The sequence below is a fragment of the Streptomyces sp. SP17BM10 genome (genome assembly GCF_036322405.1).
GTDB lineage: Bacteria > Actinomycetota > Actinomycetes > Streptomycetales > Streptomycetaceae > Kitasatospora.
Map to the genome: position 1 here is coordinate 15,491 of NZ_JAQYXB010000647.1, position 15,228 is coordinate 30,718.

The 15,228-nt window shown below is 74.7% G+C and carries 17 protein-coding genes; 4 read left to right on the top strand and 13 right to left on the bottom strand.

Features of this window, described 5'->3' with window-relative positions:
- The first annotated feature begins 62 nt into the window (after positions 1-62).
- The 4 genes from PUR71_RS29575 (at position 63) to PUR71_RS29590 (ending at position 4,909) form a co-directional block, all read left to right on the top strand.
- Positions 63-1,295 (top strand): sensor histidine kinase, encoded by a 1,233-nt coding sequence (locus PUR71_RS29575; RefSeq protein ID WP_329930227.1) that lies wholly within the window; start codon positions 63-65, stop codon positions 1,293-1,295.
- Positions 1,296-1,467: 172 nt separating this feature from the next.
- Complete coding sequence (locus tag PUR71_RS29580; protein WP_329930228.1) at positions 1,468-2,919, top strand: amidase; 1,452 nt, start codon at positions 1,468-1,470, stop codon at positions 2,917-2,919.
- 390 nt (positions 2,920-3,309) lie between these two features.
- A complete protein-coding gene (locus PUR71_RS29585) occupies positions 3,310-3,531 on the top strand; it encodes a hypothetical protein (protein WP_329930229.1) in 222 nt (73 codons plus the stop codon).
- Positions 3,518-4,909, top strand: a complete 1,392-nt coding sequence (locus PUR71_RS29590; RefSeq protein WP_329930230.1) for an amidase — start codon at positions 3,518-3,520, stop codon at positions 4,907-4,909. The genes PUR71_RS29585 and PUR71_RS29590 overlap by 14 nt, the downstream gene beginning before the upstream one ends.
- Positions 4,910-4,986: 77 nt before the next feature.
- Here the strand turns inward: PUR71_RS29590 and PUR71_RS29595 are convergent, their stop codons facing one another.
- From PUR71_RS29595 to PUR71_RS29655, 13 genes are all read right to left on the bottom strand, one after another.
- Positions 4,987-6,840 carry a complex I subunit 5 family protein gene (locus PUR71_RS29595; RefSeq protein WP_329930231.1) on the bottom strand — a complete coding sequence of 618 codons (1,854 nt, stop codon included), beginning with the start codon at positions 6,838-6,840 and terminating at the stop codon, positions 4,987-4,989.
- Between the two features lie 7 nt (positions 6,841-6,847).
- The gene (locus tag PUR71_RS29600; RefSeq protein WP_329930232.1) at positions 6,848-7,192 is read right to left on the bottom strand and encodes a sodium:proton antiporter; all 345 of its coding nucleotides are present in this window, start codon (positions 7,190-7,192) and stop codon (positions 6,848-6,850) included.
- Positions 7,189-7,929, bottom strand: coding sequence for an MnhB domain-containing protein (locus PUR71_RS29605; protein WP_329930233.1), 741 nt, complete (start codon positions 7,927-7,929; stop codon positions 7,189-7,191). Before PUR71_RS29605 ends, PUR71_RS29600 begins: the two co-directional genes overlap by 4 nt.
- Positions 7,926-8,198 carry a Na(+)/H(+) antiporter subunit B gene (locus tag PUR71_RS29610; RefSeq protein ID WP_329930234.1) on the bottom strand — a complete coding sequence of 91 codons (273 nt, stop codon included), beginning with the start codon at positions 8,196-8,198 and terminating at the stop codon, positions 7,926-7,928. Before PUR71_RS29610 ends, PUR71_RS29605 begins: the two co-directional genes overlap by 4 nt.
- A complete protein-coding gene (locus tag PUR71_RS29615; protein WP_329930235.1) occupies positions 8,195-8,500 on the bottom strand; it encodes a cation:proton antiporter in 306 nt (101 codons plus the stop codon). Before PUR71_RS29615 ends, PUR71_RS29610 begins: the two co-directional genes overlap by 4 nt.
- Positions 8,497-8,757 carry a monovalent cation/H+ antiporter complex subunit F gene (locus PUR71_RS29620; protein ID WP_329930236.1) on the bottom strand — a complete coding sequence of 87 codons (261 nt, stop codon included), beginning with the start codon at positions 8,755-8,757 and terminating at the stop codon, positions 8,497-8,499. The genes PUR71_RS29615 and PUR71_RS29620 overlap by 4 nt, the downstream gene beginning before the upstream one ends.
- Entirely contained in the window at positions 8,754-9,203 is a 450-nt protein-coding gene (locus PUR71_RS29625; protein ID WP_329930237.1) for a hypothetical protein, read from the bottom strand. Before PUR71_RS29625 ends, PUR71_RS29620 begins: the two co-directional genes overlap by 4 nt.
- Positions 9,204-9,377: 174 nt before the next feature.
- Positions 9,378-9,560 (bottom strand): hypothetical protein, encoded by a 183-nt coding sequence (locus tag PUR71_RS29630; protein ID WP_329930238.1) that lies wholly within the window; start codon positions 9,558-9,560, stop codon positions 9,378-9,380.
- Positions 9,561-9,601: 41 nt separating this feature from the next.
- On the bottom strand, positions 9,602-10,786 hold the full coding sequence (locus tag PUR71_RS29635) for an alcohol dehydrogenase catalytic domain-containing protein (protein ID WP_329930239.1): 1,185 nt from the start codon (positions 10,784-10,786) through the stop codon (positions 9,602-9,604).
- 196 nt (positions 10,787-10,982) lie between these two features.
- Positions 10,983-11,948, bottom strand: coding sequence for an SDR family NAD(P)-dependent oxidoreductase (locus PUR71_RS29640; RefSeq protein ID WP_329930240.1), 966 nt, complete (start codon positions 11,946-11,948; stop codon positions 10,983-10,985).
- An 88-nt stretch (positions 11,949-12,036) separates the two neighbouring features.
- Entirely contained in the window at positions 12,037-13,044 is a 1,008-nt protein-coding gene (locus tag PUR71_RS29645) for a PHP domain-containing protein (protein WP_329930241.1), read from the bottom strand.
- A 17-nt stretch (positions 13,045-13,061) separates the two neighbouring features.
- On the bottom strand, positions 13,062-14,186 hold the full coding sequence (locus tag PUR71_RS29650) for a carboxylate-amine ligase (protein ID WP_329930242.1): 1,125 nt from the start codon (positions 14,184-14,186) through the stop codon (positions 13,062-13,064).
- Between the two features lie 6 nt (positions 14,187-14,192).
- Positions 14,193-15,215, bottom strand: a complete 1,023-nt coding sequence (locus PUR71_RS29655; RefSeq protein WP_329930243.1) for an SDR family oxidoreductase — start codon at positions 15,213-15,215, stop codon at positions 14,193-14,195.
- Between the last annotated feature and the right edge of the window lie 13 nt (positions 15,216-15,228).

Genomic DNA, 15,228 nt, shown 5'->3' on the forward strand with positions numbered 1-15,228 from the left:
GCACCGCGGCGAGACAGAGGCACCGCCGGACGCCGCCGACCCCGGCGGGCCGGATCCACCGGTTGCGTCGGCGCATCGCGTTGCTCTTCGCCCTGGTCAGCGCCCTCGGTCTGGTCGGCATGGCGGTCTTCGCCGCACACGCGGACGACACGTCCTGGCGCGACCAGGTCGACTCCGACCTGCAGGCGCGGACCAGCGACGTCGTCACCGAACTGCACCCCGACGAGGACGGCGTCATCGCGTACCCGGACCCGAAGGACGGCGGGTACGACTGCCCCCCGGTGACCCTGTTCACCGCCACCGGGGAACACGTGTCTCCCGTGGTCTCGCCACACCGGCCCTGCCTGACCGTCCCCGCCGAGGCCATGCGGGCGCTCGCGGCCGAGGCGGCCCGGGAGGCGAACGGCGCCATGGGCACCGCGACCACGCCGAAGGGCCACCAGCTGCGCCTGTCCGCCGAGCCCGTCACCGGACCGACCGGCACCACGGACACCGTGGTCGTCGCGGCCGTCGACATCTCCGGGAACCTGGACAGCCACGAACGCCTGACGCTGTTCCTCGCCGTCGCCTGCGCGATCCTGGTGGCCGCTTCGGCCATGATCGGCCGCTGGCTCGCCGGACGGGCCGTCCGACCGGCCCTGGAAGCGCTCGGCCAGCAGGAGGCCTTCTTCGCCGACGCCGCCCACGACCTGCGCACCCCCGTCACCTCGATGCGGCTGCTCGCCGAGACCGGCCTGCGCGGGGAGGCGGACAGCCACGAAGTGCTGCGTCGCACGCTGCGCCAGTCCACGCGGATGAGCGAGTTGGTCGAAGGCCTGCTCACCCGCGCCCGGCTGATGGCCGGCGCCGTCCCGCTGGAACGGGAGCCGCTGCGGCTCGACCAACTCGTGGACGCCGTCGTGGCCGACACCCCGGCCGGCGCTCACCGCGTCGCCGTCCGGGCCGAACCCGTGGTCGTCCTCGCCGACGCGGGACTCCTGCGCCGTGCCGTCGGCAACCTGCTGGGCAACGCGTTGGCACACGGCCACGCCCCAGGCGAACCCGCCGACATCGAGATCACCGTCACCGAGGACGGCACCGTCGCGGTCGACGACGCGGGCCCCGGCATACCGCCCGGCCGGGCGGAGTCACTGTTCGAACGCTTCCACAGCGGTGCCGGCTCCAGTGGCCTCGGGCTGTCCATCGCGGCCTGGGTGGCCCACGCGCACGGCGGTTCGCTCACCGTCGTCACAGGTGCGCGCGGCGGGGCCCGGTTCCTCCTGAGCCTTCCCGTCCGGCCCCAGGGTCGGTCCTGACGAGGCACACCTCTGCCTCGGTGAGGACGCCTCACCGAATCCTCAGGTGTGTCCGTCGAACGGCACGCCGGTCGGCGGACCGGCTGGCCGCACCGGACCGACGGAGCCGGCCAACCCCCTTGTGCGGAATGGTATTTCGTGGCTCCTCCGAGGCCCCAGTACGGTCCCGCCCATGGACTGGAACTTCGAATCGGCCGAGAACCTCGCGGCCGCCCTGCGCGCCGGTGACGTGACCTCGGCGGAACTGACGGACGCGGCGATCGCCCGCATCGAGCAGGAGGACGGCGCGGTCAACGCGATCTGCGTGCCGGACTTCGACCGGGCGCGCGCTGCCGCCCGCAACGCCGACGAGGCGCTCGCCCGGGGCGAGGACCGGCCGCTGCTCGGCATCCCGGTGACGGTCAAGGAGTCCTACGACGTCGCCGGGCTCCCCACGACCTGGGGCATCCCGGAGCACCGGAACCACCTGCCGGCCGAGGACGCGGTGCAGGTCTCGCGGCTCCGGGCGGCGGGCGCGGTCGTGCTCGGCAAGACCAACGTGCCCGTCGGCCTGCAGGACATCCAGAGCTTCAACGGCATCTACGGCACCACCAACAACCCCTGGGACCACAGCCGCACGTCGGGCGGCTCCTCCGGCGGCTCGGCGGCGGCCCTGGCCTCCGGGTTCGGCGCGCTGTCCATCGGCTCGGACATCGCCGGCTCGTTGCGCACCCCCGCGCACTTCTGCGGCATCTACGCGCACAAGCCGACGCTCGGGCTGGCGGCGGCCCGCGGCATGGCCCTGCCGTCCGCGGAGGTCCTGCCGACCGAGCTGGACCTCGCCGTCGTCGGCCCGATGGCGCGCACGGCCCGCGACCTGACGCTCCTGCTCGACGTGATGGCCGGGCCGGACCCGCTGACGTTCGGTGTGGCGTACGGCCTCACGCTGCCGCCCGCGCGCCACGAGCGCCTCGACGACTTCCGTGTCCTGGTCCTCGACGAGCACCCGGACATCGCCACCGGCGCCGCCGTACGGGCGGGAGTCGACCGGGTGGCCGCCGCGCTTCTCGAAGGCGGCGCCCGCGTCGACCGGAACAGCCCGCTGCTGCCCGATCCCGCGGAGGCCGCCAGGCTCTACACCCAGCTCCTGATCTCGGGCTCCACCGCACGTTTCCCCGTCGAGGCGTACGAGGAACTGCAGTCCCTCGCCGCGGCGTTGAGTCCGGACGACCAGAGCCTGGACGCGGTGCGGCTGCGCGCCATGGTGTTCAGCCACCGCGACTGGATCGTGGCGAACAACCACCGCGAGCTCCACCGCCACGGCTGGCGGCGGTTCTTCGCCGAGTACGACGCCGTGGTGTGCCCGATCACGCCGACCCCGGCGTTCCCGCACGACCACGCCCCCGACCCGAGGGCGCGCCGGCTCGACATCGACGGCGTCGCACACCCGTACATGAACCAGTTGGTCTGGGCGGGCATGGCCACGATGCCCGGCCTGCCCGCCACCGCCGTGCCCGCGGGCCGGTCCCCCGAGGGCCTCCCGGTGGGCGTGCAGATCATCGGCCCGATGTTCGAGGACCGGACCCCGCTGAAGCTGGCCGAACTCCTGGAACAGAGGATCGGCGGCTTCACCGCACCGCGGTAGCGCGCTTCTCCGGCCGACTAAAGGCTAAGAGTTTGCGTTTTCAGGGCATGCCGACCTACGCTGCTTAACGCAAGGAATTCGCGTTAAGTCGCTCGCCGGTTCGGGTCGAGGGGGGCCAGCAGGTGTGGACTGCCGGACACTGCCACCCCTCGGTGGCGGTGTCCGGGGCTCCGCGGCCCAGTCGCGCCACGTGTGTGGCCGGCTGGCGCAAATCCTTGGCTTTTAGAGCGTTCGGGCGCCCCGTCACTCGAGCCTCGATCAAGAACCCGGCCGAGAACCCGGCCGAGAACCCGGCCGAGAACCCGGCCGAGAACCCGGCCGAGAACCCGGCCGAGAACCCGGCCACGAACTCGACCAAGAAGACCAAGAAGACCAAGAAGGAGAAGGTCCATGTCCGCCGTCGAACTCACACCGCCGGAAGCCGCCCGCTGGGCCGCCCGCGCCGGGCTGGTCCTGCCCGCCGAACGCCACGCCGCGGTCGCCGCCGTCGCCGACCACATCCACGGCGTCGTCGCGGTCCTGCGCGAGCTGGACTTCGAGGACGTCCCGCCCGCCGCCGCCTACCACGCCGCCTACCGCGCCGGAGAGGAGCTGCACGATGCAGCCGTATGAGCTGTCCCTCGCCGCCGCGGCGGAGGCGATTCACGCCCGCCGGCTGTCGCCCGTCGAACTGGTCGACTCCGTCCTCGATCGCATCGAGAAGGTGGAGCCGCACCTCGGTGCCTACGTCACGGTCACCGCGGAGCAGGCGCGCCGGGCGGCCGGCGAAGCCGAGCGCGAAGCGGCGCACGGCCGTTACCGGGGACCGCTGCACGGAATCCCGATGGGCCTCAAGGACCTGATCGACGTCGCCGGGATGGCCACCACGGCCAGCTCCCGGGTCCGCGCCGGCCACCGGGCGACGGCGGACAGCACCGTCGCCGCGCGCCTGCGCGCGGCCGGTGCCGTCCTGCTCGGCAAGACCCACACCCATGAGTTCGCGTTCGGCCTGACCACCCCGCAGACCCGCAACGCCTGGAACCCCGGCCGGGTCGCCGGCGGCTCCAGCGGCGGCTCCGCCGTCGCCGTCGCGTCGGGCGCCGCGACGTTCGCGCTGGGCACCGACACCGGCGGCTCGATCCGGGTGCCCGCCGCGCTCAACGGGGTCGTCGGCCTCAAGCCGACCTACGGCCTCGTCCCCCGGCACGGCGTCACGTCCCTGTCCTGGTCGCTGGACCACGTCGGCCCGATCACCCGCACCGTCGAGGACGCCGCCCTGGTCCTGACCGCGCTGGCCGGGCCCGACCCCCGCGACCCCGCCTCGCTGTCCCTGCCCGCCGCGCCCTACCGGCCCGCCGCCGGAACGGACCTGACGGGGCTGCGCATCGGCCTGCCGCGCACCTACTACTTCGACCACGTCGACCCGCGGGTGGAGGCGGCGGTCCGGCACGCCGTCGGGCAGTTGGAGGCGCTGGGTGCGCGGATCGTCGAGGTCGACATCCCGATGACCCGCTACGTCCAGGCCACCCAGTGGGGCCTGATGGTGCCGGAGGCCGGCGCTTACCACGAGCGCGGGCTGCGCACGGTTCCCGAGCTGTACCAGGAGGACGTCCGCATCCTCCTGGAGGCGAGCGAGCTGATGAGCGCCCGCGACTACGTCCGCGCTCAGCGCTCCCGCACGCTCATGCGCGCCGCGTGGGCCCGGATGCTGGAGGAGGTCGACGTGATCGCGGCTCCGAGCGTGCCGATGCCCGCGGTCGGGTCCGACGAGGAGACGGTCACCTGGCCCGACGGCACGGTCGAGAGCGTCTCCGACGCCTACGTGCGCCTCAGCGCCCCCGCCAACATCACCGGAGTGCCCGCCCTGACCGTCCCGGTCGGCCACGACCCGGCGGGCCTGCCGATCGGCATGCAACTGCTCGGCCGGCCCCTCGGCGAGCCCACGCTCCTGCGGGTCGGCCACGCCTACGAACAGACGCAGCCGGCCCGGTCGCTCGCCGCGGTGGCCTGAGCGCGGCGTGCGGGCGTGCCCCTGCGTCCTGTCCGGTGCGGGGTCCTCGACGGACGTCGGAGCCGGCGCGGGGCCCGTCACAGCTGTGCGGTGAGGGCGACCAGCAGGGCGGCCACGCCGACGGCGAGCCAGGCCACGTAGTCGCCGAGGAGTCCGGAGTGCAGGCGGCGCAGCGGCAGGACGGTGGCCCGGTACAGGGCGCCGGTGCCGCGTCGCGGGTCGCGGCGGACGGCGCCGGTGGCGAAGGCGACGGCCAGGGCGGTGGAGAGCAGGCCGAGCAGGACACCGGAGGGCGTCCAGCCCGCATCGGGGGCGGGCGGGGCGGCGGGCGCGGTCGGCGCGGCCTGGCCGAGGGCGGCGGCGAGGTAGCCGGCGCGGTCGACGAAGGCCGCGGCGCCCTCCGCGAGTGCCCGGCCCACGCCCGGGACGACGCCGACGGCGAGGCAGCCGACGAGCAGGGCGGCGGAGACGACGACCATGGGCGGCGGGGGCCGGCGGCCCGGTTCGCGGATCTCGGGTTCCTCACCCTCGCCGGTGGTCGCGGCGACCTCGGGGTGCTCCTTGGGCGGCAGGCCGACCCCGCCGAAGACCCGCAGGCCCGCGCGCAGCACCGCGCCGCCGGTGAGCGCCGACACCAGGACGAACACGACGGGCAGCCAGCCGAGTTCACGCCCGGCGGCCTCCTCGGTGACGGCCTTGCCGAGCCCGGTGCCGAACGGCGGCAGTCCGGCGAGCGCCAGCCCGCCGACCACGAACAGCAGGCCGGTCAGGCGCAGGCGGCGGGCCCGGCCGTGCAGCCCGTGCTCGTCCACCGATCCGTAGCGGTCGAGCAGGACGCCGGTGAGGCCGAAGAGCGCGGCCTTGGCGCCCGCGTGGCCGGCCACGTACACCGCGGACCCGGCCAGGCCGGCGGGCGTGAGCAGGGCCGTGCCGACCAGGAAGAGGCCGACGTGCCCGACCGTGGAGAAGGCGAGCATCCGCTTCAGGTGCCGCTGCTGCCAGCACATGACGCCGCCGACGAGCGCGGTCAGCACTCCGGCGGCGAGCAGGGTGTCCCGGACGGCGGCGTCGGGCAGCCCGCCCGCTCCGGCGAACACCACGCGGTGGATCCGGGCCACCCCGTAGACGCCGAGCTCGACCATCACACCGGACAGCAGCATGCACACCGGGCTGGGCGCCACCGCGTGGGCGTCCGGCAGCCAGAAGTGGAACGGCGCCGTCGCGGCCTTCACCAGCGGGCCGGCGAGGACCAGCACGAACGCGACGACGACCAGCGCGTCCCGGCCGTGCCCGGCCGCCGCCCGTTCGTCCAGCGCGGTGCCGATCTGGGCCATGCCGAGTTCCCCGGTCCTGGCGTAGAGCAGGCCGATGCCGAGCAGGGAGAGGTAGGCGGCGGCCGAGTTGACGAGCCCGAAGGCGAGGGCGCCCTGCAAGGGGCGAGGGTCCTCGATGCGGTAGCCGGTCAGGGCGTAGGCGACGGCGCCCATCAGCTCGAAGAAGACGAAGGCGTCGAAGAGGTCGCCGGTGAGCGCGAAGCCGCACATCCCGGCCTGGAAGAGCAACAGGAGCGCGGGGAACATCCCGCCGTGCTCGCCCGACGGCTCGTCGAAGTACCGCCAGGCGTAGCAGAACACGGCGAGGACGAGCAGGGCGGCGAGGAGCGCCAGCCCGCTGCCGAGGCGGTCGGCGACCAGGACGATGCCGACGCTGTGGCCGTCGCTCGGCTCCCAGCCGCCGAGCCAGGACACCGCGCGGCCGTCCGGGTCGGTGCGGGACCAGAGCAGGGCCAGACAGACGACGTCGGTGGCGGCCAGGGCGGTCGCCAGTACGTCGCGGCCCGCCCGGGGCAGCCGGCGCCCGGCGACGGCCACCAGCGCCGAGCCCAGCAGCGGGATCGCGACGGCCAGCGGAAGGAGGTCGGCGGTGCTCACCGGCGCGTCACCCGCGTAGCCCGGTCAGCTCCTCCGGGTCCACCGTGCCGTGCCGCTTGCGCAGTTGGATCACGAGGGAGAGGAGGAGCGCGGTGACGGTCGCGCCGACGACGATGTCGGTGAGCGCGAGCGCCTGGACCACGGGGTCGACGACCGGCGCGTTCGTCGGCAGGTCGGAGTAGACCGGCGCGGTGGCGCCGCGGCGGTAGCCGACGGCGAGCAGCAGCACGTACGTCGAGGACTGCGCCACGGCGAGGCAGCCGACCGCCTGCACGAGGTTGCGGCTGGTGACCAGGCCGTACAGCCCGGCGAGCAGGATCCACCCGGCCACCAGGTACGGGAAGACGGTCATCGGCTGTTCCTCCGGGGGGTGACCTCCACGGCCTGGTCCAGGAAGTGCGCCAGCAGCACCACGACGGCCGAGGCGACCTCCACGCCGACGGCGGCGTTGATGACGGCCACCAGGCCGCTGGAGGACAGCTCGTCGAAGGTGCCGAGCGGCAGGGTGTTGGCGAGGTAGCCGGCGCCCTGGGCCAGGCCGATGAGCCCGAGGGCGGCGAAGGAGCCGGCGGCGATCGCGTCCGTGACGTCCAGGACGGCCAGCGGGCGGATCCGCTTGAGCACCACGTAGTCGGCGGCGACGTAGGCGAGGTGGAGGGCGGTGGTGAGCACGACGCCGCCCTGGAAGCCGCCGCCGGGGCTCAACTGGCCGTGAGCGACGAGGTATCCGCCGGTCAGCACGGTGACGGGGAGCAGCGTGGCGCCGAACAGGCGGGTGGTGGGCAGGACGGGCTCGGCCGCCGCCCGGCGTTTGTGCTCGTCCCGGGCGAGGCGCAGCAGCATCCCCGCGCCGAGCACCGAGCCGAAGAGGATCGACTCCTCGCCGAGGGTGTCGAAGGCGCGCTGGTCGAAGTTGACGGAGGACACGATGTTGGCGGTCTGCCGCGCCAGGCCCGCGGCCACCGCCCGGTCGCCGTAGGGGTGTTGGAGGCCGCCGAAGCCGGGGAGCTGCTCGGCGGCGACGATCAGGGCGGCGGCGAGGACGGCGGCGGCGGTCAGGAAGAGCCGCAGGCGGGTGGTCCGGCTCACTCGGTGCGGTCCGGACGCTCGTCGTCGGTGTGCTCCTTGCGGCTCACCTTGCGGACGGTCAGCAGGATCAGCAGCGGGGTGATCGCGCTGCCGACGCCGAGCTGGGACAGTGCGACGTCGGGTGCCTGGAGCACGGTGAACAGCACGGCCAGGCTCACGCCGAGCAGGGCGAGGACGACGGCCTGCCGGACGGGGTCGCGGGTGAGCGCGGCGGCGGTCGAGGTGATGGCGGTCAGCAGGAGGGCGATCACGATCAGCGTGGTGGTCACCGCGCGTCCTCCCGGTCGGACCGCTGCTCGGCGCGGACGGTGGCGCGGCCGATGGCCATGGTGGTGACCGTGCCCCCGGCGGCCAGCAGCAGGCCGATGACCAAAAGTTTCACCGCCGCGCGCCCAGGCCCGGTGTCGACGGCGAGCGCGAGCGCGACGAGCGGTGCGCCGAGCGCGGCGGCAGGGGAGAGCGCGTGCAGCCGCAGGTACGGGCCGGGCAGCACGGCGACGGCGAGGGCGGCGAGGAGCAGGACGGCCGTGCCTGCGCACAGCAGGGCCACGGCGACGGTGTGGCGGCTCATCGGCGTTCCTTTCCGGCGAGGAAGCGGGTGAACACGAGCGTCCCGGCGGGGGCGAGCACCGCGAGGTCCAGGGCGAGGTCGGTGTACGAGGTGCGGCTGAAGCCCTGGGCGAGCAGCAGCAGGACGGCGGAGCCGATCGTGGAGGCGAGGTTGAGCCCGGCCAGGCGCTCGTGCGGCTCGCCGCGCAGCCCGACGAGCAGGCACGGGCCGAGCCCGCCGACGGTGAGGAAGGCCGCCGCGAGCAGCCACGCGTTCACCGCTCACCGTCCGTCAAAGCCGCCTGGAGCAAGGAGACTTGGTCGCCGAGGGCGTGCACGATGAGCGTGTCGCCCTCGGTGGAGACGACGTATGCACCGGGCGTCGACGACAGCAGGGCGGCGGCCCAGGCCGGGCCGGTGCCGGGGGAGAGCCGGACGGTCCGGAAGCCGGCTTCCCGTCGGTGGGCGGGCGACGCGGTGACGAGCGCCAGCCGGCCGGTGTCGGCGAGCAGGGTCCACGGGAACGCCCGGAGTGCCTGCGCGAGCCGGGCCGGACCACCGGGTGCGGCACCGGAGGCCCGCCGGACGGCGAGCTCGCCGATGGCTCCGAGGAGCGCGACGCCGCCGCCGACCGCGACCTCCAGGGGTGTCACCGAGCTGATGAACACCGTGTTGAGGAGGAGCAACAAGCCCCACCAGACCATGAGTTCGAATGCCGAGCGCACCCACCACCCCCATGTGTCGTCAGCCGGGCCGCGCCACCACGGCGAGCGGCCCCAGGTGTATCGCCCGGTCGGCGGACCGGTCCCGCGCGCAACGCCGTCGCGCGCGGGATCGCCGTGCCGGACCACCCGTTCGCCGTAGCGGGGGAACGGGTCCTGTGATGATCGGTCAGGTCCTCAGCGCCGGTCGGGTGGCGCGGACTCGTGGGCGGGCTCGGTGACTTCGTACTCCGGACCGTCCTCGGGGCCCTTCTCGTTCTCGTGCTCGGGCGGTGGTCCGCCCTCGCCGGTCATCCGCGACTCCGGCGTCTCGACCGGGAGCGTCGGGTCCACCGGCACGTGCTCCTTCTGGTCTCTCATCCTGCTCGCCTCCTCTAACACCTCAGGGGTTCGGCGGAACGTCAGGGCTGGAACAGCACCTTGACCACGCCGTCCTGCTTCTGCTGGAACATCTCGTACGCGGCAGGGGCCTCGGTCAGCGGCAGGTGGTGCGTGGCGAAGCCCTCGACACCGAGGGGATCGCCGTCGCTGACGAGCGGTAGCAGGTCGTCCATCCAGCGCAGCACGTTCGCCTGGCCCATCCGCAGGTGCAGTTGCTTGTCGAACATGGTCAGCAGTGGCAGCGGATCGGTCATCCCGCCGTAGACGCCGGAGAGCGAGATCGTGCCGCCGCGCCGGACCATGTCCACGGCCAGGTGCAGTGCGTGGAGCCGGTCGAGGCCCACCCGGGCCATCAGCCGGGAGGCCAGCGCGTCCGGCAGCAGCGCGGTCATGCGCTGCGCGGCCGTCGCCGCCGGCGAGCCGTGGGCCTCCATGCCCACGGCGTCGATCACGGCGTGCGGGCCCCGTCCGCCGGTGAGTTCCCGGGCGGCGTCGACGACCCGGGAGCCGAGCCGGGCGAGGTCGAGCACCTCGACGCCCCGCTCCCGGGCGCGCTCCAGCCGCTCGGGCACCAGGTCGACCCCGATCACGGTGCCCGCTCCCCGGTGCTTCGCGATGCGGGTGCACATGTCCCCGATCGGGCCGAGGCCGAGCACCGCGACGCTGCCGCCGGGTGGGATCCCGGCGTACTCGACCGCCTGCCAGGCCGTGGGCAGCACGTCGGACAGCAGGACGTAACGGTCGTCGGGCGGTCCGTGCGGGACCACCACGGGCAGGGTGTTGCCGAACGGCACGCGCAGGTACTGCGCCTGCCCGCCCGGCACCTGACCGTAGAGCTTGGTGTAGCCGAACAGTGCCGCCCCCGTGCCGTAGTCGTGCACCTGGGTGGTCTCGCACTGCGAGTGCAGGCCGCGAACGCACATGTAGCAGGTGCCGCACGAGATGTTGAACGGGATCACCACGCGGTCGCCCGGGGACACCGCGTGGACGGCGGACCCCGCCTCCAGGACGACGCCCATCGCCTCGTGGCCGAGGATGTCGCCCTCGTCGATGAAGGCGCCCGGGACCTCGTACAGGTGCAGGTCGGACCCGCACAGCCCGGTGGTCGTGACCTCGACCAGGATGTCCGTCGGCCGCTCGATCACCGGATCGGGGACGGAATCGACGCGGACGTCGCGGCGTCCGTGCCACGTGACGGCCTTCATGACGACTCCCTTCGCGGCGTCCCGGGCGGCTCGGCGTCGGCCGGCAGCCCCTTCGTCCTCCGCGGCGCCTGCCCGCGAAGCGCGGTTCCATGCCCGTCCGCGGCAGACTCCCCGTCCGGCGGCTCGGCGTACGCGGCTGGTCGGCGCCGGGCAGCTGACCGCCACGCCGGTGACGACCGCGCCGGCACCTCCCACCTCACGACGCCGTCGGCTGGTTGTTTGCACGCCCGGCCCGGCGCCCGAGCACGGTGAGGCGGTGGACGGGCCCGGCCGGCCGGTGCCGGGCCGCCGCCCGTGCTCCCGACACGCCGTGCTCGGGCGCACCGCCGGCCGGTGGGAGCAGCCGGGCCGTCAGCGAGAGCAGACGGCCCGTGGTGGCGGGCGCGACGCCGTGGGCGAGCACGCCGGCCTTCGCGAGCGGCGTCAGGACCAGTTCGCGCCGACCGGCCTCGATCGCGCGGACGATCCGCCGCGCGGCCCGCTCCGCGTCCATCGACACCAGCGGCAGCGACGCGGCGGTGGCGAACCACGCGTACTCGCGCGCGGCCTGCCCGGCGAACTCGGCGGCGGTGTGCGATCCCGTGCGCATCAGTCCGGGCAGGACGGTGGTCACGCGGATCCCGTACGGCGAGAGCTCCGCGGCGAGTCCCTCGGACAGGCCGGTGAGCGCGAACTTGGCGGTCACGTAGGGCAGGAGGTGCGGCGCCGGGATCCGCCCGCCGACCGAGCCGATCATGACGATCGAGCCCGCGCCGCGCGCCCGCATCGACGGCAGCACCGCCTGGACGAGCCGCAGCGGCGCCATCGTCATCAGCTCGTGGGCCCGCCGGAAGTCCTGCTCCTGCATGGCCGAGACCGGGCCCACCTGGATCAGGCCCGCGTTGTTGACCAGGAGGTCCACGTCGGCGCCGAAACGCTCCCGTACCGCCCGCACCAGCCGCAGCGGTGCCTGCGCTTCCATCAGGTCGCAGGCCGTCGCGGCGATCGCGCCCGGGCGGCCCGCGAGCCGCCGCACGGCCCGCTCCAGCGCGAGCTCGTCCCGGCCGCACAGCATCACCCGGCAGCCGCGGTCCGCCAGTGCGCCCGCGATCAGCAGGCCGAGGCCCCGGGAGGAGCCGGTCACGAGAGCCGTCCGCCCGGCCAGGGCGCTGGTGCCACGCATCGGCCGTACCTCCTCCGAGCATCCGAGCAGGGGAAATCCGATGCTCCGGCGTGTGTCCGGTGGGCTCGCCACCAAACCCGGCGGCCGATCACCCGTGCGAACGGCCTCGGGCCGCCCACGCGAGGAGGCGTTCGCGCGGCCAGGTGGTGACGAGGCGGTCCGCGGGGAGGCCAAGGCGGGCGGCGCGGGCGTAGCCGGTGGTGTGCCAGTGGAGTTGCTCGGGGGCGTGGGCGTCGGTGTCGACGGCGAACAGGCAGCCCGCTTCGGCCGCGAGCCGCAGCAGGTCGTCGGGCGGATCGCGGCGCTCGGGGCGGCAGTTGATCTCCACGGCCGTCCCGCTCTCGGCGCAGGCGGCGAACACGGCGTCGGCGTCGAAGCTGGACTGCGGCCGGCCCCGTCCGGTGACGATCCGACCGGTGCAGTGGCCGAGGACGTTCGTCCGGGGGTTGCGCGCGGCGGCCAGCATCCGGGTGGTCATCGGCCCGGGCTCGGAGCGGAGCTTGGAGTGCACCGACGCCACCACCACGTCCAACCGGTCGAGCAGGCCGGGCTCCTGGTCGAGCGCGCCGTCGTCCAGGATGTCGCACTCGATGCCGGTCAGGAGCCGGAAGCCGTCCGCCCGGGTGTTGTAGGCGGCGACGACGTCGAGTTGGTGGCGCAGGCGCTCGGGGCTGAGACCGTGCGCGATCGTCAGACGCGGGGAGTGGTCGGTGAGCACGGCCCACCGGTGCCCGAGGGCGCGGGCGGCGTCGGCCATCTCCTCGATCGGGTGGCCGCCGTCGGACCAGTCCGAGTGCAGGTGGCAGTCGCCCCGCGCCGCCGACGCCAGCCGCCAGCCGGCCCGTGCGGCCGGTCCGGCCGCTTCCTCCAGACGGGCGAGGTAGGCGGGCGTCCGCCCGGCGCCGGCCTCCGCGATCACCTGGGCCGTGACCGGCCCGATCCCGGGCTGCCGCCTGGCCCGGGCGGGGTCCACCGGCCCCGGCGGCAGGCCTGCCAGGGCGACGGCGGCGGTGTGGAAGGCGCGGACCCGGTAGGGGGAGGCGCCGTCCCACTCCAGCAGGAACGCGATCCGCCGCAGGGCTTCGGCCGGGTCCATCGCGGGTCGTCCTCCGGTCAGGACACCGCGACGGTGCACGCGGCGAGCTCGTCCACGACGGCCGTCAGCCGGCCGTGGCGCCGGTAGGAGCGGCGCTGGCGGGCCGCGCCGGTGCCGAGGCGGCGCAGGCGGGCGAGGGCGGACTCGACGGCGGCGAGGTCCCCGGCGGCGTCGAGACCGGGCGCCGCCCGGTCGAACAGGGCCTCGGCGAGCACCGTCATGGGCGTGCGGTCGCCGGTGAGCGGATCGATGCCGTCGCCGGTCAGGCCGGTCCGGGCGGCCTGCCAGTGGGCGGCGTCGACCAGACCGGACGGCACGGCGGGCGTCGGCCGGCCGGCCCGGACCTCGCCGAGCAGGACGGCGGCCAGCCCGCGCAGCAGCCCGGCGAGCAGCACGACGGTCTCCAGGTCGGCGTTGACGTCGGCGATCCGCACCTCAAGCGTCGGGACGTGCTCGGAGGGGCGGGCGTACCAGTAGATCATCCGCCGGTCGAGCAGGACGCCGGAGTCCACCAGGGCGTCCGCCAGTGCCTCGTACCGTTCCTCGTCCAGGACGGGCGCCGGGCCGACCGTCGGCCAGCGGGCCCACTGCACGGTGCGCCAGCTGTCGAAGCCGCTGTCGTGACCGGAGGCGAACGGGGAGTTGACGGCGAGCGCCTGGAAGACCGGCAGCCAGGGCCGCAGGTGGTTGGCGAGTGCCAGCGCCTGCGCGCGCCCCTCCGTGCCGAGGTGCACGTGGCAGCCGCACAGCGCGCCGTCGTACCCGTCGAGCACCCCCGCGTAGCGGTCGGCCATCCGCCGGTACCGCGGGTTTTCGCTCACCCGCCCGAGCCCGGGGCCCGACAGCACCGGGGTGCCGGAGGCCACCAGCAGGCAGCCCGCGTTCGCCGCCGCGGCGGCGGTCACCGCGCGCAGCCGGGCGAGGTCGGCACGCAGCTCGTCGAGCCGGACGGCCGGACGGGTGCACACCTCGACCTGGACGGGGAAGAACTCGTCCTGGACTTGGTCGCCCAGCGCCGCCGAGGCGTCCGCGATGACCCGCGGCGCACGTTCGGCCGGCAGCCGGGTGTGCCGGTCGACCAGCAGGAACTCCTCCTCGACGCCGAACGTGGAGACGACCGGCGTCACGTCCGCCCCGGTCACGGTCGATCACCGCCTCCGTGCGAGCGCGCCGACGCCGGCGGCGGCGCCGAGCAGGACCGCACCGCCGGCCGCGAGCAGACCGTGGTGCTGGGAGGCCCACAGCTGCGCGCTGCGCTCCCGGGCCTCGGCGTCGAAGCGCCCGTGCGCCCCGTGGTCGTCGGCCTCGTCGACGGGCGCCCACAGGTTGTCCGGCTCCTGGGCGCGGCGCGGCTCGTCCTGCTGGGCGTCGATCCCGTTGCGGGCGAGGTAGCGGTCGAGCAGGCCGGGGGCCACCGCGTTGGCGATCAGGGTGGCGGCGGTGCTGGCGCCGACCCAGTACTCCCGGCGCCCGGGGTGGTCGGCGGCGTACCGCACGGCGCGGGCGGCGATCTCGGGCTGGTGGACCGGTGGGACGGGACGGGCCCGGCCGCGCAGCCGGTTGCGCACCCAGTCGAACTGGGGCGTGTTGACGGCGGGCAACTGCACCATCGTCACCCGCACCCCGGAGCCGCTCGCGAGCAGTTCGCAGCGCAGCGCCTCGTGCCACCCCTGGAGGGCGTGCTTGGCGCCGCTGTACGCGGTCTGCAGCGGGATGCCCCGGTAGGCGATGGCCGAGCCGACCTGCACGATCGTGCCGCGGTCGCGCGGCAGCATCCGGCTCAGCACGGCGCGGGTGGCGTTGACGTACCCGAGATAGGTCACCTCGGTGACCCGCCGGAACTCCTCCGCGCTGATCTCGGTGAACGGTGCGAAGACCGAGACGAAGGCGTCGTTGACCCACACGTCGATCGGCCCGAACTCGGCTTCGGCGCGTTCGACGGCCGCCTCGCAGGCCTCGGGGTCGGCCACGTCCGCGCGGATCGTGCGCACCGGCGAGCCGGCCGCCTCGGCCTCGGCCGCCGCCGCACGCAGTCCGGCGAGCCCGCGGGCGATCAGCACGAGCTGGTCGCCGCCGGTCGCGAAAGCGCGCACGCAGGCCCGGCCGACGCCGGCGGTGGCTCCGGTGATGACCACGGTGCGGGGCTTGGAACGCGCGTTGGTAGTCGTCATGGCGGGCGTCTTG

What these genes read in the sequence shown, in the direction of transcription:
- PUR71_RS29640 (WP_329930240.1), bottom strand. Translation starts at nt 11,948, where the DNA reads ATGCGTGGCACCAGCGCCCTGGCCGGGCGGACGGCTCTCGTGACCGGC.
- PUR71_RS29585 (WP_329930229.1), top strand. Translation starts at nt 3,310, where the DNA reads ATGTCCGCCGTCGAACTCACACCGCCGGAAGCCGCCCGCTGGGCCGCC.
- PUR71_RS29635 (WP_329930239.1), bottom strand. Translation starts at nt 10,786, where the DNA reads ATGAAGGCCGTCACGTGGCACGGACGCCGCGACGTCCGCGTCGATTCC.
- PUR71_RS29615 (WP_329930235.1), bottom strand. Translation starts at nt 8,500, where the DNA reads ATGAGCCGCCACACCGTCGCCGTGGCCCTGCTGTGCGCAGGCACGGCC.
- PUR71_RS29645 (WP_329930241.1), bottom strand. Translation starts at nt 13,044, where the DNA reads ATGGACCCGGCCGAAGCCCTGCGGCGGATCGCGTTCCTGCTGGAGTGG.
- PUR71_RS29630 (WP_329930238.1), bottom strand. Translation starts at nt 9,560, where the DNA reads ATGAGAGACCAGAAGGAGCACGTGCCGGTGGACCCGACGCTCCCGGTC.
- PUR71_RS29590 (WP_329930230.1), top strand. Translation starts at nt 3,518, where the DNA reads ATGCAGCCGTATGAGCTGTCCCTCGCCGCCGCGGCGGAGGCGATTCAC.
- PUR71_RS29600 (WP_329930232.1), bottom strand. Translation starts at nt 7,192, where the DNA reads ATGACCGTCTTCCCGTACCTGGTGGCCGGGTGGATCCTGCTCGCCGGG.
- PUR71_RS29655 (WP_329930243.1), bottom strand. Translation starts at nt 15,215, where the DNA reads ATGACGACTACCAACGCGCGTTCCAAGCCCCGCACCGTGGTCATCACC.
- PUR71_RS29580 (WP_329930228.1), top strand. Translation starts at nt 1,468, where the DNA reads ATGGACTGGAACTTCGAATCGGCCGAGAACCTCGCGGCCGCCCTGCGC.